Origin of the sequence: Streptomyces sp. NPDC096176 (assembly GCF_044763255.1) — a bacterium.
Classification (GTDB): Bacteria; Actinomycetota; Actinomycetes; order Streptomycetales; family Streptomycetaceae; genus Streptomyces.
In genome coordinates this window covers 73,536-98,714 of sequence record NZ_JBIWFV010000018.1, presented here as the reverse complement: position 1 = coordinate 98,714, position 25,179 = coordinate 73,536, and the positions used below count along the sequence as shown (strand labels likewise).

Genomic DNA, 25,179 nt, shown 5'->3' with positions numbered 1-25,179 from the left:
CAACAGCACCCACGCCAAGATCCGCTGTCTCGGCGAGCGGGCCATGGCCACTCTGAAGGGCTGGCGCCTCCTGCGGAAGCTCCGCTGCAGCACCAACCGCATCACCGCGATCGTCCAAGCCGTCCTCGTCCTACATCACGCGGCAGCCTGAGGTTGGAAAAGGCTCAATGCCGGGCCAGCCATCGTGAGTGTGCTGTTCGGGTTCTTCCTCGCTGACACCGGCATGGCCCCGGAGATCGAGAAGTTCGTGAGGGACATCGCTGAGCTGGTCAACAGCATCCACTTCTAGACGGCCGTCGGGCGCGGGCGAGGTTCAGGCTCCCCTCCCTTTACCCCTGAGCCCGACGGCCTTTCCATCCACCCGCCTGTGATCAGAGGACTGTTGATGATGCCGATACCAGAGGCTTCGCCCCTGAGCCTGACCGTTGGTACGGCCGCGACTGCCGCACCTCTGTTGCAGCTCGTGCCGGCCACGTCACGTGGCGAGCCTGCCCTGAACGTGCAAGGCAATGCCCGGCGCGCGGGACCTCAGTCGCACCTCGTGTACGAGCAGGGCCGCCATGAATAGCCGCAGACCAGCCCTGGACCGGCATCCCGCCCGCGATGACGACCAACTACGGGCGGTGGTGGAGGACGCGGCCATGGGCCGATGGGAGGGCGCCCCGGGACCTGCTGGCGAGGATCGGTACGGACTGGGACCGACGCATCTTCCGCCTTCAGGTTCTTGCCCGCGCTGGGGTGCGGCTGACGTTCGCCGATACGTGGGCGCAGGCCGAACCTCGATCTGCCCACGCGTTGGCCCTCCTTGCAACCGTGCAGGCCTTGCGGTCGATGGCCGGCCCGCGAGGGCTGGGCAGCAACGTGGAGATGGAGCAGGCGTGGGAGTCGTGCGATGCAGCCTGTGAGGCCCTGCCATCCGATCCGGCACCGTACGTCGTCATGCTCGCGCTCCTCCGCTACCACTCCCCGGCCCGTGACCGGCAGTGGCGGGCCACGGTGCAAAAGGTGTGGGAGCAGGTGGAGGAGCGCGATCGGTGGAACAGGGAGGCGCACCACGAGCTCCTCACCTACATGTTCCCCACCTGGCACGGCATCGCCGGAGAAATGTTCCACTGGGCACAGGAACGATGCGCGCACGCCCCCCGCGGGCTCCCAATTCACACCCTCCCTTTGGTCGCTCTCGCCGAGTCCCACCGAATTCGGATGGAAAAGGAAGGGCACCGGTACGGACTGACGGTTCACCCGTGGACGGACAACCCGTCGACCCAGCAGACATGGGAAAACTGGTGGACCTACCGGGCCCCCGTTACTCCGCATGCCGCCTTCCACGAAGACGCCAATTACCTTGCGCACGCTCTGTCCTTCGGTGGACGCGAACCAGGCGGGCCGGGTCTTCGGGGTGGCCAACGGCTGCGGCCTGGCCGCCACCATCGTGGCCATGCTGATGGTCGCGACGATCACCGACCACAGCGATACCCGCTACGGATTCGTCGCGACCGCCGCCCTCAGCGCCGCCGCTACCCTGACGGCCGGGATCCGCCTGGTGCGACAGAAGCAGGTCCCGTCAGCCGCGGTGGCGTACGAGTCGACGGTTCGGTGAATCCATCGACCGTCAGCAGACCGCGCTGGTGCCGTGTGCGGACTTGGACGGAGCGGGCGGGTGGTTGGTGTTCGGTCGGCGCTCGTCGCGACAACATGGTGGGCTGGACAAGGGACGCCTGCGGTTGGTCGGTTTGGGAAGGGTGTTCGGCAAGCGGGGCCAACCGCCGGCCGGAGGGAAGCAGCTCAGCCGTGCCGGATGCGGGCGGCTGCCAGGGTGCTCGACCGCTGCTCGGGGTCTATCCGGGCAGCGGTGGCCGAGAACGACGGGCGCCCGTCGCCGGGCGTGGGTAGCGGTGCACGTTCAACTTGCCGTCGGGGAACTGCTCGTCCGGCTCGGTGACCTGGAGGACGTACCGGGCCCGGCCATGGGGCGTACCCAGGAGTAGGTGACTCCCGCATGGTCGGGCAGTGCGAACAAATGGTGCTGTGATCATGTGTTCCCGTCCTGGAGAGGTGGATCAGCGGCCGGTCGTGCCGTCGATGAGTTCGCGGAGGATGTCCGCGTGGCCCGCGTGTCGGCCGGTCTCCTCGATCATGTGGGTGAGTGCCCAGCGGATGCTGGGAGCGGGGCGGTCCGGCTGCGGTCGGGGGACCGGTGCGCCGAGGTCGGTACACCCGTCGAGAACGTCGTTCGCGCGCTTGACGGCATCTCGGTAGCGGGCGACGACATCGGCCACGCTGTCCGCCGGTGCGGCTTTGAACGTCTCCTACCAGTCGGTGACGTCGTCCCCCAGGAACATTTAGCGCTCGACGAAAGTCAGGTGGTTGAGCAGGCCGAGCAGGTTCGTGCCCGACGGCACTGCGGCTGTCCGCACCTGCGGTTCGCGGGCGCCGTCGACCTTCGCGGCGATCGAGGTACGGAGGTAGTCGAGGAAGCCGCGCCGGACCTCGGCCTCGTTGCTTCCGGTCCGGGGCGGCGGGATGTCGCGGCGGCGGTTGCGGCGCGTGCTGCTGGGCACCGTGGTCTCCTGGAGGTTGCGGTACAGCAGTGCCTCGGTTCCGGCCCCGAGCCGATCACGGCTGGGGCCCTTTGACATCCACATCCGATCTCAAACGGCGGACTCGTGACCGGGCGGCCTCTTGAGCAGCCGGCCCATGTGGCCGACAGCCTCGCGCTGCCCGTCCTGGACGACGTGCGGTAGACGTGCATCGTGACGGCGATCTGGCCGTGCCCGAGGATCCGACCCGTGCAACGCCTCCGCAGCGTGCCGCTGCGGGGCGTCGGCCGCAGCGTCCGTGACAATGCGTACGCACCACACAAGGGATGCCGCCCGGGGCTGGTCTTCGTCGACTCGGCCGGCGCAATTGCCGGATGCAGGAAAGATGCAGGAAAGGGGTGTGGCATGAGGTCTCCAGGCGTGCATCTACGGGAGATCACCGACGACAACCGCGACGCCGTTCGCGCCCTCCGCGTCCGACGGGATCAGAAGCAGTTCGTCGCCTCCGTGTCCAAGTCGCTCAAGGAGGCGGCGAAGACGCCGGAGGCCAATCCCTGGTATCGCGCCGTGTACCGCGGCGACGAGCCGGTCGGCTTCGTGATGCTGTCGTGGAAACCGCCGACCGGTCCCTTCGCAGGGCGGCACTTCCTCTGGCGTCTCCTCGTCGACAAGCGGTACCAGAGGCGGGGGATCGGCCGGGAAGCGCTCACGCAGATCGCCGCCCTGGTGCGTGAGGACGGCGCCACCGAGCTGCTGACCAGCTATGAGCCCGGCGATGGCGAACCGGGGCCCTTCTACCGGGAGTTCGGGTTCGAGCCCACGGGGGAGACCGACGACGACGGCGAGATCGTACTGCGGCTCACCTTCCCCGCTGGGTGAGCTCATAAGGCAAGCCACTGACTGTCACGGCCGCCTCTCCGCAGCGTGAGGCGGTGGTCCACACGCGGCGGATGAGATCATCCGCGAATGGCTGACGCGCTGCCCCCTCCGGGACGATCTGTGTGAGGCGCTGCGCGGTCCATAGCGGCTGCGGGGGGCGTTCAGCGCCCGAGCGCGGCGGCCTGGGCCGGAGTCGCAGTCAGTGCAGCGAGCGATCCGGCGGCGACCTGCGTGGCACGGTGCCGCACATGACAGAAGGGCCTCCGCTCGGAAGCGGAGGCCCTTTCGCCGAATCAGGAGGCGCCTTCTCGGATCAGAAGGCGCCGTTCAGGTTCCACCAGTCGGTGACCGTCTCCACGCGCGAGTCCAGTGCGCCGTCGCCGCGGCCCGGGTACACGAGCTGGCAGCCGACGCCCCGGCACGATTCGCCGACGTAGCTGCTCTTGGTGGTGGTGACGAGGTCACCGTGGCCGTCGCCGGTGACATCGCCCAGGCCGAGGAACGTGTCCATGACGTTCCAGCCACCGTTGCCGATCAGTACACGGGACCCGAGGGCTCCGGTCGTGCCCGGGTACAGAAACAGCTCCCCGGTGGAGGCCTTGCGGGCGATCAGGTCCGCCTTGCCGTCGCCGTTCATGTCGCCCGCCCCGACCATGGCGCTCATGCCGGTCCAGCCGCCGTTGCCGATGAGTTTGCGCGCACCGAGCGTGCCCGTGCTGGTGCCGGGGTACAGCCACAGCTTGCCCGTGGCCTTCTCGACGGCCATCAGGTCCGAGCGGCCGTCGCCGGAGAGGTCTCCGTAGGCGACGAGCCGGCTCATGGCGTTCCAGCCGCTGTTGCCGATGAGCTTGCGCGCACCGAGGCTGCCGGTGCCGGCGCCGGGGTACAGCCACAGCTTCCCGGTCGACGCCTCGCGGGCGATCACGTCCTCGCGGCCGTCTCCGCTGAAGTCGCCGTGCCGGACGAGGGCGTTCATGGCGTTCCAGCCGCCCTTGCCGACCAGCTGCCCGGTGCCGTCGCCGCGCAGGAACCACAGACGGCCCGCCTTGTCCCGGACCAGGACATCGGCCCGGCGGTCGGCGTTCAGGTCACCGAAGCCCGCCGCCTGCGGCGCGGTCGTCGCATACCACTCCGGGTAGGCCGGGAGGATGCACTCCCGCTCGGTGGTGACGAGCCGCACCGAGCTGACGGAGCGATGCGAGTAGCCCCACTCGGTCCCGGCGGGATCGGGGGCCCACACGGAGACGCCGCCGTCCTTGGCGTAGTTCGAGTCGTCGTACAGGCAGGCGAACTTGGACGTGTGGTTCACGACGGACTGGAACGTGTTGTCCCAGGTCCCGAGCGTCGCCTTGTCGACGTTCGTCTTGAACATGGTGCCTGTGCCGTTGTCGCTCTTCCAAGCACAGAAGTAGCCCGCCGGGCAGTCGCCGATCGCGGCCTGCGCGGGCGCCGCGCCCGCGCCGAGGAGCCCGAGCGAGGTGAGCCCCAGCGTCGTGGCCAGCGTGGCCGCGCGCCGAAGCAGTGATGTGCGCATGATTTTCCCTCCCCATGACGCGGCGCGGAGAGACGCTCGACGCGCCGCGAGAGGAAGATACCTTGCCGCGTGATCACTCCGTCTCGCGCGTCGCCATCTCGTGCGGCAGGCCGGGTTCCACGACCGATCACGGTCGTGGGGAGGGAACGCACTGCCGTACGCCTGTGCCGGGCGCCGCCGACGGAGGCGGTGCCCGGCACTCGGGGCTCAGCCGCAGCAGCCTCCGCACTGGCACGGGGCTCCGGACTGGCATCCGCAACCGCAGCCGGAGCCGCAGCCGCAGGCGCCGATCACTACGAGCTCCGGCAGCCGCGCCGCTTCGACGGGCCGCTCGGAGGTGGGTTCGATCACGAGAGATTCGGCCATGGGGTTCCCTCCCTGAAGGACCTTGTGGACCTCGGAGGCACCAGAAGACCGCCTCCTTCCCCATTTCATGCCCACTGAAGCGGGCGCCCGTTCGCTGTCCGGGACATGTCCCGGACATTCGTGCGCGACGAGGCCGCCGGCCGGAGCCGGCCGGAGCCGGTGAAGATGGTGAAGTGATCATGGGGGCGTACGGGGTCGGACCTCTTCCGGGGACGGCTGCCTGTGATCGGATGAAGTCCATGACGAGGACTCTTTACCTGTTCTGTTCCGCCGCGCCGCCCGTGTTCGACGTCGCTCAAGTGATCGAGCACGCACAGGCCGGCGGATGGGACGTATGCCTCGGCCTGACCCCAGCGGCGGCGCGCTGGCTGGAGGCCGGTCTCGACGGTCTGGCGGTGCTCACGGGCCACCCCGTTCTCTGGGAGTACGAGCGGCCGGGCGACCCGGGTGTGTGGCCGCCGGCCGATGCCGTCCTGTTCGCGCCCGCCACGTTCAACAGCGTCAACTCCTGGGCCCTCGGCCTGACGTCGTCTTTCGTCGTGGGCGTCGCCGCCGAGGCGATCGGCAAGCGCGTTCCGACGGTGACGATGCCGTGCGTGAACGCCGCGTATGCGCAGCACCCCCAGTTCCAGCGGTCCGTGGAGACGCTGCGGGCTTCCGGAGTGACCGTGCTGAACGGCGACGAGGGCTACGTCCCGAACGGGTCGGGGGGCGGGGGTCGGCCGGGTGCCTTTCCGTGGGGACTGGCCCTGGGGGCGGTCGAGGGCGCGGGGACGTGAGCGCGGGGCAGGGTGTGGCGGGCCGTGCGAGAGAAAGTTGATCGCGTTCAAAAACTCTGGGACGATGTGGCCGCCGGCCGGGGTGTCGAGGGGTCGGCCGAAAGGACGCCCTCCATGACCAGCTCGCTTCTCAGGCCACGAGGCCGTGCCCGTGTGAACACGCTCGTCGGAGGAACGACGGCGGCCCACGGGGACAGGTCGACGGGTGGCACGGCGCCGACACGGATCCTCGACTGGCAGCATCCGCGCGTGGTCGCACTCGTCCGCGACGTCGGCGCCACGTCCGATCCGGACCCCGCTCTGCAGGTGGCAGCCCTGCGCCGCGCCCACGGGTTGATCACCGCCGCTGTGCGGCCGGTGTACTCGGTGCAGGACGAGCGTCCCGTGTCGGAGGTGCTGCGCCGCGGCCTCGGCTCGTGCAGTCAGCGGCTGGCCGTCCTGGAGGCCGTCGCGCGGGCGACCGGAGTGGCCACCCGCGTGCGCGGCCTGCTGGTGGACGGAGCGTTCTGGTATCCGCGTTTCCCGCGGTTGCAGCGGATCGTTCCGGATCAGGTGCTACTGGCGTGGCCCGAGTTCCGGATCGTGGAACGGCAGCACGCCGGCCGTGCGACAGAGCGCTGGCTCACGGTGTCCGAACTCTTCGGCACGCTTGAAGAGTTGAGCGGCGATGCCGGCGGCGGCTTCACCAACTCCGGTCCGGAGACGCTGTTCGAGGCGTTGTCCAGGACGGCGATCGACTGGGACGGGGCGGCGGTCTGCTCGGCGGCCGACGCCGCGTGCGACCTTTCGGCCCATGTTCTGGCCGACCTGGGCCACTTCGACTCGCGCGACGAACTCTTCGCCCGGCATGGCCAGACCCTCTGCGGGATGGCCCGGCTGCTGGCCGAGCCCGTCATGGGCCGCCGCGCCGCGGGCGCCTGAAACAGCGGGGTTGATGGTCTTCAGCGTGACCTGTGTCGCCGCCCACTCGCCCCGGGCGAGGTGGACCGTTCGGCGGCCGAGCCTGCGTCGGGTCCGCCGCCGCGCTCAGTGGATGAAGCTGTAGCTCCGCCACGGTCCCGCGTCCGGCGCCACGACGTCGGACAACGTCGAGGGCACGTAGATCGACTCCTTGCCCGAGCAGTCGTCCGTCGGATAGACGGTGACGTCCACCGCGGTGTTGTTCTCGATCGCGACGGCTCCCTCACCCCCGAAGCGATGGCACCCCGTCACGAGGGGGCTCGTCACCGTCGTGTGGTGCGCGTGGCCGCCCTCGTACGTGAGCGTGCCGACGGCGGTGCGGCCGAGGCCGGAGCAGCCTGCGGCGGCCACGGCGAGGAGCGCGGCCCCGGCCGCAATGGCGGGACGCCGGTAGCGGGTCACGGACATGGGCGCTCCTCGTCTGGGCCGGAAGGTCCTGGCGAAGGCCACCCTGCCGCGTCCCCCCGGCCGGGGCATCCGCTGCGCGGCCGGTCGGGGTACGGGCCGCGGCCGGTGTCGTCGGGTGATCAGGGGCGCAGTTCGGCGAGGCGCGCCAGGGCGTCGTCGACCGATTCCCGCTCGTCCTCCGTCAGGGGAAGCTCTGCGGCCCTGGTCAGCAGCGTCGCGGCCGACTCGTCGTCGCCGAGTCGCTGTGCGATGTCCGCGCGCAGCACGAGCAGGCGCAGAAGCTCCGGAGGAGTGGGGTGCTCGTCGTCGAGCCCCAGTACGCGGTCGACGATCTTCGCGGCGCCCGGCAGGTCCTGCTTGGAATCGACGAAGAGATCGGCCATGTGCAGCGCCCGCGCGAATGTTCCCTCCGGGGGGTACCGGTGGTGCTGGTCCTCGCTGATCTTCTGGCCGATGCGGATGCTGTTGCCGCCGGGGTCGGTCATCAGGAACTGCCGCATGCCGTACGACATGTCCTTCAACGGCCCTATGCGGGGCAGTCCCCGGGAGGGGATCTTCCCGTACGCGGCCTTGAGGCCGGCGCGGAACGTCGCGTACAGGCCGTCCACGTCGTCCGTGACGATGTAGCAGCCGGAGTAGGACTGCGCCGGGTCGTACCCCTTCATGCCGGCGAACTGCAGCTCGACGGCGCCTCGCTCGACGGCGGCGTACGGATACGGGCTCTTCTGGAAGAACGTCGTCTTGAAGCCCAGCGCGGTGTAGAAGTCGACGACCGGCTGGATCGCGTGGCAGGGGAGCAGGGGGATGGTCTTCTCTGTCATGACCCCAATCTAGTCAAAATTGATTAGATGTGCCCGGGAACCCGGAAGGCCGACCCGGGAGGCCGGCGTCCGGGGTTTGGGCGGAATCACTACTCGGCTGCCGCCGCCGGAGTCGGGGCGCCGCGGCGGAACAGGGCCGTCCAGAGGAAGGACTCGCCGAAATACGGGGACTCGGCGGGCTCGTCGTGCATGCGGCGCAGTTCCACCTCCGTCAGGTCCGAGAAGATCCGGCGAAGGGACTCCGGCGTGTAGGCGAGGCCGCCCTGGAGACCGGACTCGCGGTAGAAGTCCGCGTCGTCGAGCTCGGAGCCCATTCCTCCGGCCGCGAAGCAGGTGAGGGCGAGGTGGCCGCCGGGTGCGAGGGATCGTTCGAGGAGGGCGAGATAGCTGACACGGCGGTGGGGCGGCAGGTGGTGGAAGCAGCCGGAGTCGTGGATCAGGTCGTACGGGCCGGCGAGCTCCGCCGTGGTGAGGGCGAAGGCGTCGCCGCAGTGGAACCGGATGTCGGCTCCGGCCTCACGAGCGCGTTCCTCGGCCCAGCCGATCGCCGCCGGTGAGAGGTCGACCGCGTCCACGTGGAAGCCGAGGGACGCCAGATGGAGTGCGTTGCGGCCCGGCCCGCATCCCAGGTCGAGGGCTCGGCCGGGTGCGATCAGGCCTCGGTCGGCGTACGAGCCGAGACTCTCGTCCGGCTTGGCCACGAAGAACGGCACGGGCTTCGTACGGTCGGTGTAGAAGCCGTCCCACCACGTCGCCCCGGCACTCGTCCAGCGATCGGCCTCGGGTGCGAACAGTTCGTCCATGAGCTTCAGCACGTCGTCGACCGTGCGTATGTTCCGGTCCATCCGGCCCCCTTTCAGGTAAGGGGAACGGTACGGGCGGACACGGTAAAAGGCCAGGTCAGGATGGGTGCGGCGAGGGCAGGGGCGGGCGTTTGCGGAGCTTCGGCCGCAGGGGGCGGGGCGGCACCTTAGACCGCGTGTGCGGTGTCGCCCAAGCCGCCGCTGAAGGCCGTCACGGGGGCTTTCCGGGCGGTGTCCAGGCGGGTTTCCGGTCGGCTTTCGCGACCATGCCCGACCCGGGCGCGAGGCAGCGGCGCCCCGCGTGGAAGTGTCCCGCCCGGGGCGCCGCCGACGTCGTACGGACCGGCTACGGCTTGCGCCCCACGCCGCAGTAGGCGTCCACCGCCACCGCGTCGGCGGCGCTGTCCGCCTCCGGGCGCCACTGCGTGACCTGCACGACTCCCGGGTCCGCCAGCTCCAGGCCGTCGAAGAACCCGGCGATCTCGTCGACGCTGCGCACGTAGTACGGAACCGCTCCGCTGGCGTTGTACGCGTCCGAGGCCGCGATCATGCCCGCGCTGGTGGAGGTGCTGTCGCTGATCACCAGGTAGCTGCCGGACGGCAGGCCCGCCATGAGCTGCGCGACCAGGCCCCGGGCCTGCTCGTAATCGCCCACGTGGCCGAGCGTGTTGAGGATCATCAGCGCGACGGGCCGGGAGAGGTCCAGCGTGCCGGCTGCGGCCTTCAAGATCTCGTCCGGCGCGTACAGATCGGCGTCCAGGTACGCCGTCTGCCCCTCGGGTGTGCTCGTCAGCAGGGCCCGGGCATGGGCCAGCACCAGGGGGTCGCTGTCGACGTACACGACCTTGGCGTCCGGTGCGACCCGCTGCGCCACCTCGTGGGTGTTGTCGGCGGTGGGCAGGCCGGTGCCGATGTCGAGGAACTGCCGGATGCCCTGCTCGCCCGCGAGGTCCCGGACGGCGCGGCCGAGGAAGTGGCGGCTGGTGCGCGCCACGTCGACGAGGCCGGGGAAGATCTCCTTGATGTGGTCCCCGGTCTGCCGGTCGACCTCGTAGTGGTCCTTGCCGCCCACGAAGTAGTTCCAGAACCGGGCGGAGTGCGGCTTGCTCGTGTCGATCCGGGCACGTATGTCGGCGGCGGCGGCGAGCTGGGGGTCGTGTTCTGACACGTGAGGGCCTCCTGGGCACGAACGATTCCTCGACCGACCCCAAACTAGACCAACCGGCCCGGCGGGGCTCGTGTCAGGGTGGACCAACTCGCAGGTCAGGGAACGGAGTTTGGCCGCCTCGCCGGCCCGGCCGCGAACCGGCCGCGGTGCGGGTCGCCGCACGGCAGGCGGGGCCGTACGTCGGGGCGGGCCGGCGGGGCAGTCTTCGAGCCCTGGACACCCAGCAGCGCTGTGGGACCATCTGCTGACTTCGGCCCGCGGGGCCGGACAGCACAAGGGTGGAACGATGAACGTGATCGTGGGAGTCCTGGTCGGCGTGCTCGCCGCGCTCGTCGCCGTGAGCGGGATCGCCGCCGTCCGCAGTGGGTGGATGCTGCCCACCCAGCGGAAGTACATCGTCCGGCCCCGGCTCTTCGGCTACGCGCAGCTGGTCATCGCCGCCGTGCTCGTGATGCAGATCGCGGGGGCGGTCCTGGTCTCCGGCGCCGAAGCGCAGGGATACGTCAGATACGCGGGCATGGCACTCATGCTGGCGGTGCCCGGTCTGGTCTGGGCCTCGCAGCGGCCCGAGCGCGCCGCCGCCGCCCGCTGACGCGCCGCCGCCCGCTGAGGGGCGGCGGCACAGCCGTCCGCTACGCCTCGTCGTCCTCGAGGTTGCCTTCCGTCTCCAGGAAGACCTGCCGCAGCTGCTCCAGCACCGCCGGGTCCGGCTTCTCCCACATGCCGCGGGACTCAGCCTCCAGGAGGCGTTCGGCGATGCCGTGGAGAGCCCACGGGTTGGCCTGCTCGAGGAAGGCGCGGTTCTCCGGGTCGAGGACGTACGTCTCCGTGAGCTTGTCGTACATCCAGTCGGCGACCACACCCGTCGTCGCGTCGTAACCGAAGAGGTAGTCGACGGTGGCGGCCAGTTCGAAGGCGCCCTTGTAGCCGTGGCGGCGCATCGCCTCGATCCAGCGCGGGTTGACCACGCGGGCTCGGAAGACGCGGGAGGTCTCCTCGACGAGGGTGCGGGTGCGGACCGTCTCCGGGCGTGTGGAGTCGCCGATGTACGCCTCGGGGGCCGTCCCGCGCAGGGCGCGGACCGTGGCGACCATGCCGCCGTGGTACTGGAAGTAGTCGTCGGAGTCGGCGATGTCGTGCTCGCGGGTGTCCGTGTTCTTCGCGGCGACCGTGATGCGCTTGTACGCGGTCTCCATCTCGGCACGGGCCGGGCGGCCCTCCAGGCCACGGCCGTAGGCGTAGCCGCCCCACACCGTGTAGACCTCGGCCAGGTCCGCGTCCGTGCGCCAGTCTCGGGAGTCGATCAGCTGCAGCAGGCCCGCGCCGTACGTACCGGGGCGGGAGCCGAAGATACGGGTCGTCGCCCGGCGCTCGTCTCCGTGTTCAGCCAGGTCGGCCTGGGCGTGCGCGCGCACGAAGTTCACGTCGGCCGGCTCGTCGAGGGACGCGGCGAGGCGCACCGCGTCGTCCAGCAGGCCGATCGTGTGCGGGAACGCGTCCCGGAAGAAGCCGGAGATGCGCAGCGTCACGTCGATCCTGGGTCGGCCGAGCTCCGCCTGCGGGACCGGCTCGAGGCCGGTCACGCGGCGGGAGGCGTCGTCCCAGACGGGGCGGATGCCGAGCAGGGCCAGAGCCTCCGCCACGTCGTCGCCGGCCGTGCGCATCGCGCTGGTTCCCCACAGGGACAGGCCCACGGAGGCGGGCCACTCGCCGTTGTCGTCGCGGTAGCGGGTCAGGAGCGAGTCCGCGAGGGCCTGGCCCGTCTCCCAGGCCAGTCGGGACGGGACGGCCTTGGGGTCGACCGAGTAGAAGTTGCGGCCGGTCGGCAGCACGTTGACCAGGCCGCGCAGCGGGGAGCCCGACGGGCCGGCCGGGACGAAGCCGCCGTTCAGGGCGTGGACCGCGTGGTCGACCTCGTCGGTGGTGCGGGCCAGGCGCGGGACGACCTCGAGCGCGGCGAAGCGCAGGATGGCCGCGACCTGCTCGCCCTGGTCCGCCGGAACCGCGGCGGGGTCCCAGTGGGCCGCCTCCATCGCCTCGACGAGGGCGCGGGCCGCGGCCTCTGCCTCGTCGGCGGTGGTGCGGGTCGCCGCGGACTCGTCCAGGCCGAGCGCCTCGCGCAGGCCCAGCAGGGCCTGGGAGCCGCCCCAGATCTGGCGCGCGCGGAGGATGGACAGGACCAGGTTGACCCGCTCGGGGCCGGTCGGGGCGCTGCCCAGCACATGGAGGCCGTCGCGGATCTGGGCGTCCTTCACCTCGCACAGCCAGCCGTCGACGTGCAGCAGGAAGTCGTCGAAGCCGTCGTCGTCGGGACGGTCGTCCAGGCCGAGGTCGTGGTCGAGCTTCGCGGCCTGGATCAGGGTCCAGATCTGGGCGCGGATCGCCGGCAGCTTGGACGGATCCATGGACGAGATCTGGGCGTACTCGTCGAGCAGCTGCTCCAGGCGCGCGATGTCGCCGTACGACTCGGCGCGCGCCATCGGCGGCACCAGGTGGTCGACGAGCGTCGCGTGCACACGGCGCTTGGCCTGCGTGCCCTCGCCGGGGTCGTTGACCAGGAAGGGGTAGACGAGCGGCAGGTCGCCGAGGGCGGCGTCCGGGCCGCAAGCGGCGGACAGGCCCGCGTTCTTGCCCGGCAGCCACTCGAGGTTGCCGTGCTTGCCGAGGTGGATCATCGCGTCCGCGCCGAAACCGCCGTCGTCCGCGGAGGCGGCGATCCAGCGGTACGCGGCCAAGTAATGGTGGCTCGGCGGCAGATCCGGGTCGTGGTAGATCGCGATCGGGTTCTCGCCGAAGCCGCGCGGCGGCTGGATGAGGATCAGCAGATTCCCGCGGCGCAGCGCGGCGAGCACGATGTCGCCCTCGGGGTTGCGGGAACGGTCCAGGAACATCTCGCCGGGCGCCGGACCCCAGTGCTCCTCGACCGAGGACCGCAGTTCGGCGGGCAGGGTCGCGTACCACCGCTTGTAGTCCGCCGCCGGGATACGGACCGGGTTGCGGGCCAGCTGCTCCTCGGTCAGCCACTCCTGATCATGGCCGCCCGCCTCGATGAGCGCGTAGATCAGTTCGTCGCCGTCGCCGGACTCGATACCGGGGACGTCCTCGTCGCCGAAGTCGTAGCCCTCCTCGCGCAGTCGGCGCAGCAGGGAGACGGCAGAGGCGGGGGTGTCGAGGCCCACCGCGTTGCCGATGCGGGAGTGCTTGGTCGGATACGCGGACAGGACGAGCGCGAGCCGCTTCTCGGGGTTCGGGATGTGGCGCAGGCGCGCGTGGCGCACGGCGATCCCGGCGACGCGGGCGGCGCGCTCCTCGTCGGCGACGTACGCCGGCAGCCCGTCCTCGTCGATCTCCTTGAAGGAGAACGGGACGGTGATGAGCCGGCCGTCGAACTCGGGGACGGCGACCTGGCTCGCCGCGTCCAGCGGGGACAGGCCCTCGTCGCTCTCCTCCCACGCCGTGCGCGAACCGGTCAGGCACAGCGCCTGCAAGATCGGTACGTCGAGGGCCGCCAGGGCACCCGCGTCCCACGACTCGTCGTCGCCGCCGGCCGAGGCCTCGGCCGGGCGGGTACCGCCGGCGGCGAGAACGGTGGTCACCAGGGCGTCGGCTTCGCGCAGTTGCTCGAGCAGCTCGGGCTCGGGGGCGCGCAGGGACGCCACGTACAGCGGCAGCGCACGGCCGCCCGCGTCCTCGATGGCGCCGCAGAGGGCATCCACGAAGGCGGTGTTGCCGCTCATGTGGTGGGCCCGGTAGTAGAGCACCGCGATCAGCGGACCGCCGGCGTCCGTGACGCGGGGGGTGCGCCGCAGGCGGCCCCAGGTGGGGGCGGCGGCCGGCGGATCGAAGCCGTGGCCGGTGAGCAGCACCGTGTCGGACAGGAAGCGGGCCAGTTGCTCCAGGTTCGCCGGGCCGCCGTGCGCCAGGTAGGCGTGGGACTCCGCGGCGATGCCGATGGGGACCGTGGAGGCCTCCATCAGCTGGGCGTCGGGCGCCTGTTCGCCGGTGAGGACCACGACGGGGCGGTCCTGGGCGAGCAGCAGGTCGAGGCCCTCCTGCCAGGCGCGCAGGCCGCCGAGGAGGCGGACGACGACGAGGTCCGTGCCCTCGAGCAGCGCGGGCAGTTCCTCGAGCGCGAGGCGGGTGGGGTTCGCGAAGCGGTACGCGACCGGGCCGGCCGCGGCACGTGCGCTCAGCAGGTCGGTGTCGGACGTCGACAGGAGCAGGATCATGCGGCGTCTGGCCTCTTCCTCGGGGTTTCCGCGCCCCGGGCGGTGGAAGACGGCGGGAGTTCCTGGCTCACCCGGCGGCGTGCGCATGGTGCACAGCCGCCTGGCTCACAGTGGCGGGACCGCGCCGGGTTCTCACCGGGCTTCCTCCCCTGACGCCGTCTTCGGCGGTGGTGGGCCGTTTGGCCCGCCGAGCAGCATAGTAGGGGCCGCTCCGGTCCGGGTAGGGCGCTCGGAGCAGGGGGCTTGTGTGATGGTCGGTATGCTCGCCGCCATGCCTCCGGCCCCCTCGAACCGCCCGAACAGGGATGAAGTTCCCGTAACTCCCGTTCGGGACCGCGGTGATGCCTGCCCCGGCGCGCTGCGTCTGCACTCGGCGGACGACGGCGCGCTGGCGCGCGTCCGCGTGCCGGCGGGCATCCTGACCGCCGAGCAGACATACGCGCTGGCCCACGCGGCCGAGCGGCTGGGCGACGGCGCGCTGGACATCACCTCGCGCGGCAACCTTCAGCTGCGGGGCCTGGAAGCAGGCTGCGGTGGGGAGTTGGCGGAGCTCCTGGACGCGGCCGGGCTGCTGCCGTCGCCCCGCCACGAACGCGTCCGCAACATCGTCGCCTCGCCGCTGTCGGGGCTCGACGAACAGGGCTTCGCCGATGTGCGGCCGCTCGTCGCGGAGCTGGACGCGCTGCTGTGCGCGAGCGATGTCACGCCGGAGCTCTCGGGGCGCTTCCTGTTCGCCCTGGACGACGGCCGCGGGGACATGGCCGGACTCGCCGCGGATGTGATGTTGCTCGCAGAACCGGGCGGCACGCGGGTCCGCGTGACGGCGGGCGACGCGACGCTGCGCGTCCGGTCCGAGGACGGCCCCCGCTGCATGCTCCTCGCGGCCGAGAGCTTTCTCGCCGCGGCGAACGCGAGCGGCACACGCGCGTGGCGGGTACGCGAACTCCCGCCGGGGCACGGGGTGTCGACCGCTGCTCTGGAGGCACGGGCCGCGGCGGCGGGCGTCAGTGCGGAGCACGCAGCTCCGGCGGCCGCGGCCGCGGCCGTACGGGGCCCGGCCGCAGACGGTCCCGCCGGCGCCCGCGCCGGTGCGGGCGAAGTGGCGCCGGGCGCCGAGGGTGTCCTCGGTCTCGCTTTCCCGGGCGGGGGCGGTGTCCCCGCCCACGCCCACGCCCACGCCGGCGCCGGCGCCGGTGCGGGCGATGTGGCGTCGGCCGAGACCGGCGGCTGCCCCGCCGTCCCGGCCACAGACAGTGGTCTCGGCCCCGCCGTCACCCGGGGCAGTGCGGGCGAGCCGGCGCCGGGCGCGGACAGTGTCCTCGGCCCCGCTTCCCCGGGGGCGGACGGCTGCCCCGCCCACGCCTCCGCCGTCGCGGCTGAACGTGGACCGGTCGGGGACGGCGGCCACGCCCCCGCCTCCGCGGCCGAACGCGAACCGGCCGGGGACCGCAGCCACGCCCCCGCCTCCGCGGCCGAACGCGAACCGGCCGGGGACCGCAGCCACGCCCACGCCCACGCCCACGCCCACGCCCACGCCCACGCCCACGCCCACGCCCACGCCCCCGCGCCCGTGCCCGGGCGCGTTCGGGGAGCCGGGCGCGGGGGGCTCTACGTGCTCGCGCCCCTCGGGCGGCTCACCGCCGCCCAGTGGCGGCTCCTCGGTCAGGTCGCCGAGCGTTACGGCTCGGGCGAGTTGCGCGTCACACCGTGGCGTGGCGTGGTCGTGCCCGGAGCCGGGGCCGAGCATCTGGGGGCGCTCGCCGACGCGGGGCTCGTCACCGGACCCGGCTCGCCCTGGCTCGGTGTCGGCGCCTGCACCGGGCGCCCCGGATGCGCCAAGTCGCTCGCCGACGTGCGGGCCGACGCCACCGAACTGCTCGCCGCGGGCCAGGGCGGCCTGCCCGTGTACTGGTCCGGCTGCGAACGCCGCTGCGGCCACCCCCGCGGCACCTGGGTCGACGTCGTCGCGACCGGCGACGGACGCTACGAGGTGTCCGCCCCCGGCGAAGCGCCGCACACCGCACCTGTTTCCCGACTCGCCGACGCCCTCGCGGCGGCGCGCACCATCACCACCCCGACGAAGTGAGCGAGAGCACCGTGTTCGAGTACGAGAAGGACGGCGCGGCCATCTACCGCCAGTCCTTTGCCACGATCCGCGCGGAGGCGGACCTCGCCGGGCTGCCGGCCGAGGTCTCGCAGGTCGCGGTCCGCATGATCCACGCCTGCGGGATGGTCGATCTCGTCACCGACCTCGTCCACAGCCCGGACGTCGTCGTCCGTGCCCGCGCCGCCCTGCGCTCCGGCGCGCCGATCCTGTGCGATGCCCAGATGGTCGCGAGCGGCGTCACCCGCAAGCGGCTGCCCGCCGACAACGACGTGGTCTGCACGCTGTCCGACCCGTCCGTGCCCGGCTTGGCAGAGAAGCTCGGCACCACCCGCTCCGCCGCCGCCCTCGAGCTGTGGCGCGACCGCCTGGAGGGCTCCGTCGTCGCCGTCGGTAACGCGCCCACCGCGCTGTTCCGGCTGCTGGAGATGATCGAGGAGGGCGCCCCGCGCCCGGCCGCGATCATCGGCGTGCCCGTGGGCTTCATCGGCGCCGCCGAGTCCAAGGAGGCGCTCGCCGTCCACCCCCTGGCACTCGAACACCTCGTGGTGCGCGGGCGCCGCGGCGGCAGCGCGATGGCCGCCGCCGCAGTCAACGCGATCGCGAGCGAGGCGGAATGAGCGAGAACCAGAGCACCACCGGGCGGCTGTACGGGGTCGGGCTCGGCCCCGGCGACCCGGAGCTGACGACCCTGCGCGCCGCGCGCGTCATCGCGGAGGCCGACGTCGTCGCCTACCACTGCGCACGTCACGGCCGTTCCATCGCCCGCTCGATCGCCGCCCCGCATCTGCGCCCCGACCACATCGAGGAGCGCCTGATGTACCCGGTCACCGTGGAGACCACCGACCATCCCGGCGGCTACCGGGGTGCGCTCGACGACTTCTACGAGCAGGCCGCGGCGCGGCTCGCCGAGCACCTGGACGCCGGCCGGACGGTCGCCGTCCTCGCCGAGGGCGACCCGTTCTTCTACGGCTCCTACCAGCACATGCACAAGCGGCTCGCACACCGGTACCCGACCGAGGTCATCCCCGGTGTCACCTCGATCAGCGCCGCGGCGGCCCGGCTGGGTACGCCGCTGTGCGAGGCGGAGGAAGTGCTGACGATCATCCCCGGCACGCTGCCGGAGGACGAGCTGACCGCACGCCTCGCCGCGACCGACTCGGCCGTGGTGATGAAGCTCGGCCGCACCTTCCCCGCCGTGCGGCGCGCGATGGAGACGTCGGGGCGGCTCGACGAGGCCCGTTACGTCGAACGCGCCACGATGAGCGGCGAGCGCACCGGGCACCTGGCGGACATCGCCCCGGACTCGGTGCCGTACTTTTCCGTCGCCGTCGTGCCGAGCCGTATCGCGAACCCGCGCCCGGGCTCCGGCTTCGGCGAGGTCGTGGTCGTCGGCACCGGGCCCGCCGGGGCCCTGTGGCTCACGCCGGAGACCCGGCGCGCGCTCGCCGACGCCGACGAACTCGTCGGCTACACCACGTACGTGGACCGGGTGCCGCACCGTCCCGGGCAGATCCGGCACGGCTCCGACAACAGGGTCGAGTCCGAGCGCGCCGAGTTCGCGCTCGAGCTGGCCCGGCGCGGACGACGCGTCGCGGTGGTCTCCGGCGGCGACCCCGGCGTCTTCGCCATGGCCACGGCGGTGCTGGAGGTCGCGTCCCAGGACGCCTACAAGGACGTGCCCGTACGGGTCCTCCCGGGCGTCACCGCCGCCAACGCCGCCGCCGCGAAGGCCGGTGCGCCACTCGGCCACGACTACGCGGTGCTCTCGCTCTCCGACCGGCTCAAGCCGTGGGAGGTCATCGCGGAACGGTTGAACGCCGCCGCCGCGGCCGACCTGGTGCTCGCCCTCTACAACCCGGGTTCCCGCAGCCGTACCTGGCAGGTCGGCAAGGCCCGCGAGCTTCTGCTGGCGCACCGGGCGCCCGACACGCCCGTCGTGCTCGGCCGGGACGTGGGCGGCCCGGAGGAAAGCGTACGGATCGTGCGCCTCGGCGAACTCGACCCGGCGCAGGTCGACATGCGGACCATCCTGCTCGTCGGATCGTCGCAGACGCAGGTCGTGCGCCGGGGCGACGGCGAGGAGATCGTCTGGACCCCGCGCCGCTACCCCGAGTAGTCCGCCAGCCAGGCGGCCGCCTCCTCGGGGGTGGCCGCGACGGGGACACCGTCCGGGACCGGCGGGCGGCGCACGATCACCACGGGCACGCCCGCCTCCCGCGCGGCCGTCAGCTTCGGCGCGGTCGCCGCGCCGCCGCTGTCCTTGGTGACGAGCACGTCGATGCGGTGGCGGCGGATCAGTTCGCGCTCGCCGTCGAGGGTGAACGGGCCCCGGTCCAGCAGCACGTCCATACGGGCCGGGCGCGGTCCCTCGGGGGCGTCGACGGACCGCAGCAGGAACCAGGCGTCGTCGATGTGCGCGAAGGAGGCGAGTCCCATGCGGCCGGTGGTCAGGAACACCCGGCTGCCGAGGGCCGGGGCTCTGTCGGCGGCCTCCTCCAGGGAGCCGACCGGATGCCAGTCGTCGCCGTCGGCCGCATCCCAGCCGGGCCGGCGCAGCGCCAGCAGGGGAACATGGGCGTCGGCGGCGGCCCGGGCCGCGTTGAAACTGATCGTTCCGGCGAAAGGATGGGTGGCGTCGATGACCGCGCCGACCTCGTGCTCGCGCAGCCAGCGGGCCAGGCCCTCGACCCCGCCGAAGCCGCCCACCCGGACGTCGCCCGGAGGCATCCTGGGAGTGGCGACCCGGCCGGCGAGGCTGCTGGTGACGCGGACCGTCCCGTCGGTGAGGAGTCTCTCCGCGAGACGCCGGCCCTCGGTCGTCCCACCCAATACCAGTACGTGCATCGGATCCATTCATGACTGAGTCGAGCGGAGGGCGTGACGCCCAACTCAAGCACACCGGTCTGCGGCCCGGCTGGACGACCGGTGCGTGCGCGACGGCGGCGACGACCGCGGCGTACACGGCGCTGCTGACCGGTGACTTCCCGGACCCGGTGACGATCACGCTGCCCAAGGGCCAGACGCCGTCCTTCGCCCTGGCCGCGGAGGCCCTGACCGGGTCGTCCGCCATGGCCGGCATCGTCAAGGACGCCGGCGACGACCCGGACGTCACGCACGGCGCGCTGGTCCGGGCGACCGTACGGCTGCTGCCCGCCGGGTCAGGGGTCGTCTTCCGGGCGGGGGAGGGCGTCGGAACGGTCACCCGGCCCGGACTCCCGCTCGACGTCGGCGAACCGGCGATCAACCCCGTCCCGCGGCAGATGATGCGCGACCACGTGGCCCAGGTCGCCGCCCGCCACGGCGGCAGCGGGGACGTCGAGATCACCGTCTCGGTCGACCACGGCGAGGACATCGCCCACTCCACCTGGAACCCACGGCTGGGGATCCTCGGCGGGCTCTCCATCCTCGGTACGACGGGGATCGTCGTCCCCTACTCGTGCTCGGCCTGGATCGACTCGATCCGGCGCGGCGTGGACGTCGCGCGTGCGGCCGGACGCACCCACCTCGCCGGCTGCACGGGCTCGACATCCGAGAAAACGGTCGTCTCCCTGTACGGCCTCCCCGAGGACGCGCTCCTCGACATGGGGGACTTCGCGGGAGCGGTGCTGAAGTACGTGCGACGCCATCCCGTGGGACGGCTCACCATCTGCGGCGGTTTCGCCAAGCTCTCGAAACTGGCCGCCGGGCACCTGGACCTGCACTCGGGACGCTCCCAGGTCGACAAGGCGTTCCTCGCGGGCCTGGCGAGACGCGGCGGCGCGGACGAGGCTCTCGCCTCGGAGGTCGCGGCGGCGAACACCGGCCTGGCCGCGCTCCAGATGTGCGCGGCGCAGGGCGTGCCCCTGGGCGACCTGGTGGCGGCCGCCGCGCGCGACCAGGCGCTTGGGGTGCTGCGGGGGGCGCCGGTGGCGGTGGACGTGGTGTGCATCGACCGGGCGGGCACGGTGGTGGGACGCTCCGGGTGACGCTGCCGGGCGTGGCCCTCGGGCGGGCGGCGCACCGGGTGACGCTCTCGGGCGTGACCCGGTCCGTTTCGCTTGGCGTCCGGGTGCGTTGCCGGGCCCGGCCCGGTTGTCCCGGGTGCGGTTCCGGGGCGGGCCCGGTCCGGCTGGTGTGCGTCCGGGTGCCGCTCCGGGGGCATGTCCGGGACTGCTTTCCCGTACCTGCCTTGCCTTAACTCACGACGCCTTACGTCCCGAACACGCCCCCTGCGCGTCCCCCTCCCCCGGCGAACGGCTTCGCTTCCCCCGGTGGACAGCCACCGACCGCGGCACACAAGCGTCGGCACTCGAGCGACCGTTGCGCTCCCCGCAACGGAAGTGGAGCCGGCGTGGGGACGGCCACCGGCCCCACGGTCCCGTGACCGGCGGGAGGGGGTGGGGTCGCAGGAGGGGGGTGAGCGGACGTAAAGCGTCGTGAGTCAGGGCGGGGCAAGTACGGGAAAGCAGTCCGCGATCCCCCCTCCGGAGGCCCCGCCCCCGCACCCACCCCCGCACAGCGGGCACCCCCGGAAACGCCGCGCACCCCCGGAAACGCCGCGCACCCCCGGAAACGCCGCGCACCCCCGGAAACGCCGCGCACCCCGGAAACGCCGCGCACCCCCGGAAACGCCGCGCAAGCGCGGGGCGGGGGGGACCGGGGGCGTCACGCCCTCGGACCGGGCCACGCACAACCGCGCAACGCCCCCGCTCAGCAGACGTGGCGGTCGCGTTCCGCGGAGTACAGATGACTGTCGCGGAACTCCGTCGCCGCCAGGACGCGGCCGACCAGGATCACCGCCGTGCGGGTCACGCCCGCCGACTTCACCTGGGCCGCGATGTCCTCCAGCGTGCCCCGCAGGACCAGCTCGTCCGGGCGGCTCGCCATCGCCACCACCGCTGCCGGGCAGTCCGCGCCGTAGTGGGGGACGAGTTCGGAGACGATCCGGTCGATGTACCGCGCGCCCAGGTGGAGGACCAGGAGCGCTCCGCTGCGGCCGAGGGTCGCGAGGTCCTCGCCCTCGGGCATGGGCGTCGCCTGCTGGGCGATGCGGGTGAGGACCACGGTCTGGCCGACGGTCGGCACGGTCAGCTCCCGCTTCAGCGCCGCCGCCGCCGCCGCGAACGCCGGGACGCCCGGCACGACCTCGTACGGCACGCCCGCCGCGTCGAGGCGCCGCATCTGTTCCGCCACCGCGCTGAAGACGGACGGGTCGCCCGAGTGCAGCCGGGCCACGTCGTGGCCCTCCTCGTGGGCACGGACCAACTCGGCGGTGATGGCGTCCAGGTCCAGCTGGGCGGTGTCGATCAGACGGGCGTCCGGCGGGCATTCGGAGAGGAGCTCTCGGGGCACCAGGGAGCCGGCGTAGAGGCAGACCCCGCACCTCGCCAGCGTGCGGGCGCCGCGGACGGTGATGAGGTCGGCGGCGCCGGGGCCCGCACCGATGAAGTACACGGTCATGTCGGATCTCCTGCTTTGGTGACGGACCATTGGGTGACGGGCATGGCCTGACGCCAGCCGGTGAAGCCGCCGACGGGCACGGCGTGCGAGACGGCCAGCCGCACGAGTTCGCCGCCGTGGCGCCGGTAGCGCGCGGCGAGCAGTGCCTCCGACTCGAGGGTGACGGTGTTGGCGACGAGACGGCCGCCGGGCGGCAGCGCGTTCCAGCAGGCGTCGAGCAGGCCGGGCGCCGTGAGCCCGCCACCGATGAACACGGCATCGGGGGTGGGGAGTTCAAGCAGGGCGTCCGGTGCCGCGCCGGTGACGACGCGCAGGGCAGGTACACCGAGTGTGTCGGCGTTACGGGCGATACGCGCGGCCCGCACCGGGTCCCGCTCGACGGTGACGGCCCGGCAGGAGCGGTGCGCGCGCATCCACTCGATCGCGATGGAGCCGGAGCCGCCGCCGATGTCCCACAGCAGTTCGCCGGGTGCGGGCGCAAGAGCGGTGAGCGTCGCCGCGCGTATGTGGCGTTTGGTGAGCTGACCGTCGTGTTCGTACGCCTCGTCGGGCAGACCGGGGACCGCGGACAGCCGCAACGCACTCTCGTCCCTGCGGCATTCGAGGGCGATCACGTTCAGCGGGTCGCCCGCCGGCGCGGTCCAGTTCGCGGCGTGGCCCTCGACGCTCCGCTCCGCGGGCGCGCCGAGTTGCTCGAGCACCCGCATCCGGGTGGGGCCGAAGCCCCGGTCCTGGAGCAGGGCCGCGACCTCGGCGGGCGTGCCCGGGCCGGCGCTGAGCACCAGCAGCCGGCGGCCGTCGTGCAGCGCGGCGGAGAGCTGCCCGGCGGGACGGCCGACGAGCGTGACGATTTCGGTGTCCTCGACGGGCCAGCCGAGCCGGGCGCAGGCGTACGAGACGGACGACGGGTGCGGCAGGACGTGGAGCGCGTCGGGCCCGAGTTCCTCGGTGAGCGCCCGGCCGATGCCGTAGAACATCGGGTCGCCGCTGGCCACGACGGCGAGCCGGCGGCCCCGGTGCGCGGCGAGCAGCCCGGCGACGGCGGGCCGCAGCGGGCTCGGCCACGGCACGCGCTCCCCGGCGCAGTCGGCGGGCAGCAGGTCCAACTGCCGTGCGCCGCCGATGAGAACCTCAGCCCGCCGCAGCGCGTCCCGCGAGGCCTCCGGGAGTCCTGGCCAGCCGTCGGCGCCGATCCCGACGACGGTTGCTGCTGGTGAGCGTGGTGCGGGGGTCACTGAGCGGTACCTCGTCGACGGAACGGCAGGGGGACGGAGCCGCACTCTACTGGCCGCGTCCGCAGCGGCTTCCGGGCCCCCGGGATACGCAGCCCGCAGCCCCGATCACCGGGGATGCTCGGAGCCCACACGGGGACGCTCGCCGCCTGTCAGTGGTGCGCGGCACACTGGACGCATGTGCCGCAGCATCAAGACTCTCCGTCCGCCCGTGCTCCCCGAAGAGGCCACAGAGGAGGACATGCGGGCCGCCGCCCTGCAGTACGTGCGCAAGGTCTCCGGCTTCCGGGCCCCGGCCGCGCACAACCGCGAAGTCTTCGACCAGGCCGTCGAAGAGATCACGGAAGCGACCCGCAGACTCCTCGAGGGGCTCGAGGTCCGCGGTTCCGGCGTCCAGGCCGCTAAGCGGTCGGCTCAGGAGCCGCAGCCGGACGCCGCATGACGTAGGCGGCGAGCGAGCCCGCGCCGAACAGCGCGAGCACGGACACGGCCGCGCCGACCCAGCTCGCGCCGAGCCACTGCCCGCCGAAGTAGCCGAGTCCCACCGCGTATCCGGCCCAGGCGATCCCGGCCAGGGCGGACCACGGCAGGAACTCCTTCACCTTGCGGTGCGCCGCGCCCGCGCCGAGCGAGACGACGGAGCGGCCTGCCGGTGCGAAGCGCGCGATGACGACAAGTGCGCCGCCGCCGCGGGTGAGGGCCGCGCCGAGACGTTCCTGCGCCCGGGTCAGCCGGCGCGAGCGGGCGATGGCCCGGTCCAGGCGGTCGCCGCCGCGCCACGCGAGCCGGTAGGCGACGAGATCGCCGAGTACGGAGGCCGTCGCCGCGCACAGGACGAGGACAAGCAGGGAGGGCACCTCGCGGGTGACCTGGTCGGCGGTGCCCGCGACCGCGGCGGTGCCGGCGGTGGACCCGGCGGCGGCAGCGGTGGCGGCCGTGATCACCAGCACTCCGCTGGGCAGCACGGGCAGGAACACGTCGAGAAGTACGGAAACCGCCACGACGGCGTAGATCCATGGGCTGCCGGTCAGCGACCCAAGACTCTCGAGCACTCGACTCTCCCCGTTCGTGGCAAGGCCGCGATGTCGCGGGGGAGCGGCAGGGCGGTCAGACAGCTGTACAGCGTACGCCCGGGCGCTGGGGGAGATCGACGGGGGGCGTTCCCCGGACGGACATCGATTCGAAACCGCCCGTATGGGTGGGGGCTCGGGGGGCGCTACCGCCCCGCGTGCGCCGTGGGCGGGACGGCGGGGCCCGGCCCCTCAGCTGCGAGGGGCCGGGCGCTTTCATTCGTGCAGTGCTCGGATCAGGCCGCCGCAGTGGCCCGTTCCTCGCGCTGCTCCGCCGCGCCGGCGGTGCCGCGCGATATGAACAGCCGGTCCAGCGCCCAGGCGCCGGGGCCGGTGAAGACCAGCAGCAGGAACGCCCAGCAGAACATCGCCGACGCCTCGCCGCCGTTCTGCAGCGGGAACAGCGACTCGGGCTGGTGGACCTTGAAGTACGCGTACGCCATCGAGCCGGCGGCGACGAACGCGGCGCTGCGGGTGCCGAGGCCGAGCAGCACGAGCGCTCCGGCGACCAACTGGATCACGGCTGCGTACCAGCCGGGCCAGGTGCCGGCCGGGATGGTGCCGCCGCCCATGGCGCCACCGAGGACGCCGAACAGCGAGGCGGCGCCGTGGCACAGGAACAGCAGGCCGACGACGGCGCGGAACAGCGCGAGCGCGTACGGCTGGGCCTGATCGAGGCGGGTGGGGAGGGCGGAGGTGGGGGATGCCACGTGGGGGCTCCTTCGGTTTCGGGGACGGGAACCGATGAGGGGGCCACAGGTTAGGCAGACCTAATCGATACTTGCAAGTTCAACATTCGGGCAGGGGCTCAAACCGGCCGGGGCACGGGAAGGCGCTCGGGCAT

The 25,179-nt window shown here is 72.5% G+C and carries 22 protein-coding genes, 1 pseudogene and 1 riboswitch; of the genes and pseudogenes, 11 read left to right on the top strand and 12 right to left on the bottom strand.

The genetic code is table 11. The features are described from left to right. Together ACIQ7Q_RS32745 and ACIQ7Q_RS32740 are read left to right on the top strand one after the other, a co-directional pair. A partial coding sequence (locus tag ACIQ7Q_RS32745; RefSeq protein WP_403870346.1) for a transposase family protein occupies positions 1-151 on the top strand: 151 nt, incomplete at its 5' end. Between the two features lie 1,215 nt (positions 152-1,366). Then, a complete protein-coding gene (locus tag ACIQ7Q_RS32740) occupies positions 1,367-1,600 on the top strand; it encodes a hypothetical protein (RefSeq protein WP_403870331.1) in 234 nt (77 codons plus the stop codon). Between the two features lie 460 nt (positions 1,601-2,060). Here ACIQ7Q_RS32740 and ACIQ7Q_RS32735 read toward each other — a convergent pair. Further along, positions 2,061-2,561, bottom strand: a pseudogene (locus tag ACIQ7Q_RS32735) (DinB family protein). 384 nt (positions 2,562-2,945) lie between these two features. On the opposite strand from ACIQ7Q_RS32735, the gene ACIQ7Q_RS32730 reads away from it, so the two are divergent. Further along, positions 2,946-3,419 (top strand): GNAT family N-acetyltransferase, encoded by a 474-nt coding sequence (locus ACIQ7Q_RS32730; protein ID WP_403870328.1) that lies wholly within the window; start codon positions 2,946-2,948, stop codon positions 3,417-3,419. Positions 3,420-3,732: 313 nt separating this feature from the next. Here the strand turns inward: ACIQ7Q_RS32730 and ACIQ7Q_RS32725 are convergent, their stop codons facing one another. After that, complete coding sequence (locus ACIQ7Q_RS32725; RefSeq protein ID WP_403870325.1) at positions 3,733-4,953, bottom strand: FG-GAP-like repeat-containing protein; 1,221 nt, start codon at positions 4,951-4,953, stop codon at positions 3,733-3,735. A gap of 605 nt (positions 4,954-5,558) precedes the next feature. On the opposite strand from ACIQ7Q_RS32725, the gene ACIQ7Q_RS32720 reads away from it, so the two are divergent. Together ACIQ7Q_RS32720 and ACIQ7Q_RS32715 are read left to right on the top strand one after the other, a co-directional pair. Then, positions 5,559-6,098: a flavoprotein gene (locus ACIQ7Q_RS32720; RefSeq protein WP_403870323.1), complete on the top strand. Its 540-nt coding sequence runs from the start codon at positions 5,559-5,561 to the stop codon at positions 6,096-6,098. 114 nt (positions 6,099-6,212) lie between these two features. After that, positions 6,213-7,019 carry a transglutaminase domain-containing protein gene (locus ACIQ7Q_RS32715; RefSeq protein ID WP_403870320.1) on the top strand — a complete coding sequence of 269 codons (807 nt, stop codon included), beginning with the start codon at positions 6,213-6,215 and terminating at the stop codon, positions 7,017-7,019. 105 nt (positions 7,020-7,124) lie between these two features. Here ACIQ7Q_RS32715 and ACIQ7Q_RS32710 read toward each other — a convergent pair whose 3' ends face one another. The 4 genes from ACIQ7Q_RS32710 to ACIQ7Q_RS32695 all read right to left on the bottom strand — a co-directional run bounded on the left by ACIQ7Q_RS32710 (position 7,125) and on the right by ACIQ7Q_RS32695 (position 10,258). Next, positions 7,125-7,466, bottom strand: coding sequence for a hypothetical protein (locus ACIQ7Q_RS32710; protein ID WP_403870318.1), 342 nt, complete (start codon positions 7,464-7,466; stop codon positions 7,125-7,127). A gap of 119 nt (positions 7,467-7,585) precedes the next feature. Further along, positions 7,586-8,287 carry a VOC family protein gene (locus ACIQ7Q_RS32705; protein ID WP_403870315.1) on the bottom strand — a complete coding sequence of 234 codons (702 nt, stop codon included), beginning with the start codon at positions 8,285-8,287 and terminating at the stop codon, positions 7,586-7,588. 89 nt (positions 8,288-8,376) lie between these two features. Continuing rightward, positions 8,377-9,132, bottom strand: coding sequence for a class I SAM-dependent methyltransferase (locus ACIQ7Q_RS32700; RefSeq protein ID WP_403870312.1), 756 nt, complete (start codon positions 9,130-9,132; stop codon positions 8,377-8,379). 304 nt (positions 9,133-9,436) lie between these two features. Beyond that, complete coding sequence (locus ACIQ7Q_RS32695; RefSeq protein WP_403870309.1) at positions 9,437-10,258, bottom strand: SAM-dependent methyltransferase; 822 nt, start codon at positions 10,256-10,258, stop codon at positions 9,437-9,439. A 286-nt stretch (positions 10,259-10,544) separates the two neighbouring features. On the opposite strand from ACIQ7Q_RS32695, the gene ACIQ7Q_RS32690 reads away from it, so the two are divergent. After that, positions 10,545-10,850, top strand: a complete 306-nt coding sequence (locus tag ACIQ7Q_RS32690; protein ID WP_403870306.1) for a hypothetical protein — start codon at positions 10,545-10,547, stop codon at positions 10,848-10,850. Between the two features lie 40 nt (positions 10,851-10,890). Here the strand turns inward: ACIQ7Q_RS32690 and cobN are convergent, their stop codons facing one another. Further along, a complete protein-coding gene (cobN, locus tag ACIQ7Q_RS32685; protein WP_403870303.1) occupies positions 10,891-14,487 on the bottom strand; it encodes a cobaltochelatase subunit CobN in 3,597 nt (1,198 codons plus the stop codon). A 56-nt stretch (positions 14,488-14,543) separates the two neighbouring features. Further along, positions 14,544-14,634: riboswitch (cobalamin riboswitch) on the bottom strand. Between the two features lie 124 nt (positions 14,635-14,758). On the opposite strand from cobN, the gene ACIQ7Q_RS32680 reads away from it, so the two are divergent. The 3 genes from ACIQ7Q_RS32680 to ACIQ7Q_RS32670 are packed head-to-tail and all read left to right on the top strand — an operon-like array spanning position 14,759 to position 18,710. Continuing rightward, complete coding sequence (locus ACIQ7Q_RS32680) at positions 14,759-16,573, top strand: hypothetical protein (RefSeq protein ID WP_403870300.1); 1,815 nt, start codon at positions 14,759-14,761, stop codon at positions 16,571-16,573. Positions 16,574-16,584: 11 nt separating this feature from the next. Next, complete coding sequence (locus ACIQ7Q_RS32675; protein WP_403870343.1) at positions 16,585-17,211, top strand: precorrin-8X methylmutase; 627 nt, start codon at positions 16,585-16,587, stop codon at positions 17,209-17,211. Continuing rightward, a complete protein-coding gene (locus ACIQ7Q_RS32670; protein WP_403870297.1) occupies positions 17,208-18,710 on the top strand; it encodes a precorrin-2 C(20)-methyltransferase in 1,503 nt (500 codons plus the stop codon). The genes ACIQ7Q_RS32675 and ACIQ7Q_RS32670 overlap by 4 nt, the downstream gene beginning before the upstream one ends. Here the strand turns inward: ACIQ7Q_RS32670 and ACIQ7Q_RS32665 are convergent. Further along, positions 18,698-19,438: a cobalt-precorrin-6A reductase gene (locus ACIQ7Q_RS32665; protein WP_403870294.1), complete on the bottom strand. Its 741-nt coding sequence runs from the start codon at positions 19,436-19,438 to the stop codon at positions 18,698-18,700. The genes ACIQ7Q_RS32670 and ACIQ7Q_RS32665 overlap by 13 nt on opposite strands. Positions 19,439-19,449: 11 nt before the next feature. Here ACIQ7Q_RS32665 and ACIQ7Q_RS32660 point away from each other — a divergent pair, with 11 nt between their 5' ends. Next, positions 19,450-20,559, top strand: a complete 1,110-nt coding sequence (locus ACIQ7Q_RS32660) for a cobalt-precorrin-5B (C(1))-methyltransferase (RefSeq protein WP_403870291.1) — start codon at positions 19,450-19,452, stop codon at positions 20,557-20,559. 724 nt (positions 20,560-21,283) lie between these two features. Here ACIQ7Q_RS32660 and cobM read toward each other — a convergent pair. Both cobM and cbiE read right to left on the bottom strand, forming a co-directional pair. After that, positions 21,284-22,033: a precorrin-4 C(11)-methyltransferase gene (cobM, locus tag ACIQ7Q_RS32655; RefSeq protein WP_403870288.1), complete on the bottom strand. Its 750-nt coding sequence runs from the start codon at positions 22,031-22,033 to the stop codon at positions 21,284-21,286. Further along, positions 22,030-23,268, bottom strand: coding sequence for a precorrin-6y C5,15-methyltransferase (decarboxylating) subunit CbiE (gene cbiE / locus ACIQ7Q_RS32650; protein WP_403870285.1), 1,239 nt, complete (start codon positions 23,266-23,268; stop codon positions 22,030-22,032). The genes cobM and cbiE overlap by 4 nt, the downstream gene beginning before the upstream one ends. 175 nt (positions 23,269-23,443) lie before the next feature. Here cbiE and ACIQ7Q_RS32645 point away from each other — a divergent pair, with 175 nt between their 5' ends. Next, on the top strand, positions 23,444-23,707 hold the full coding sequence (locus tag ACIQ7Q_RS32645) for a DUF2277 domain-containing protein (protein ID WP_403870282.1): 264 nt from the start codon (positions 23,444-23,446) through the stop codon (positions 23,705-23,707). Here ACIQ7Q_RS32645 and ACIQ7Q_RS32640 read toward each other — a convergent pair. After that, complete coding sequence (locus ACIQ7Q_RS32640) at positions 23,667-24,317, bottom strand: DedA family protein (protein WP_403870280.1); 651 nt, start codon at positions 24,315-24,317, stop codon at positions 23,667-23,669. The two genes, ACIQ7Q_RS32645 and ACIQ7Q_RS32640, sit on opposite strands and share 41 nt — an antisense overlap. A gap of 254 nt (positions 24,318-24,571) precedes the next feature. Continuing rightward, positions 24,572-25,045, bottom strand: a complete 474-nt coding sequence (locus ACIQ7Q_RS32635; protein ID WP_403870277.1) for a DoxX family protein — start codon at positions 25,043-25,045, stop codon at positions 24,572-24,574. Between the last annotated feature and the right edge of the window lie 134 nt (positions 25,046-25,179).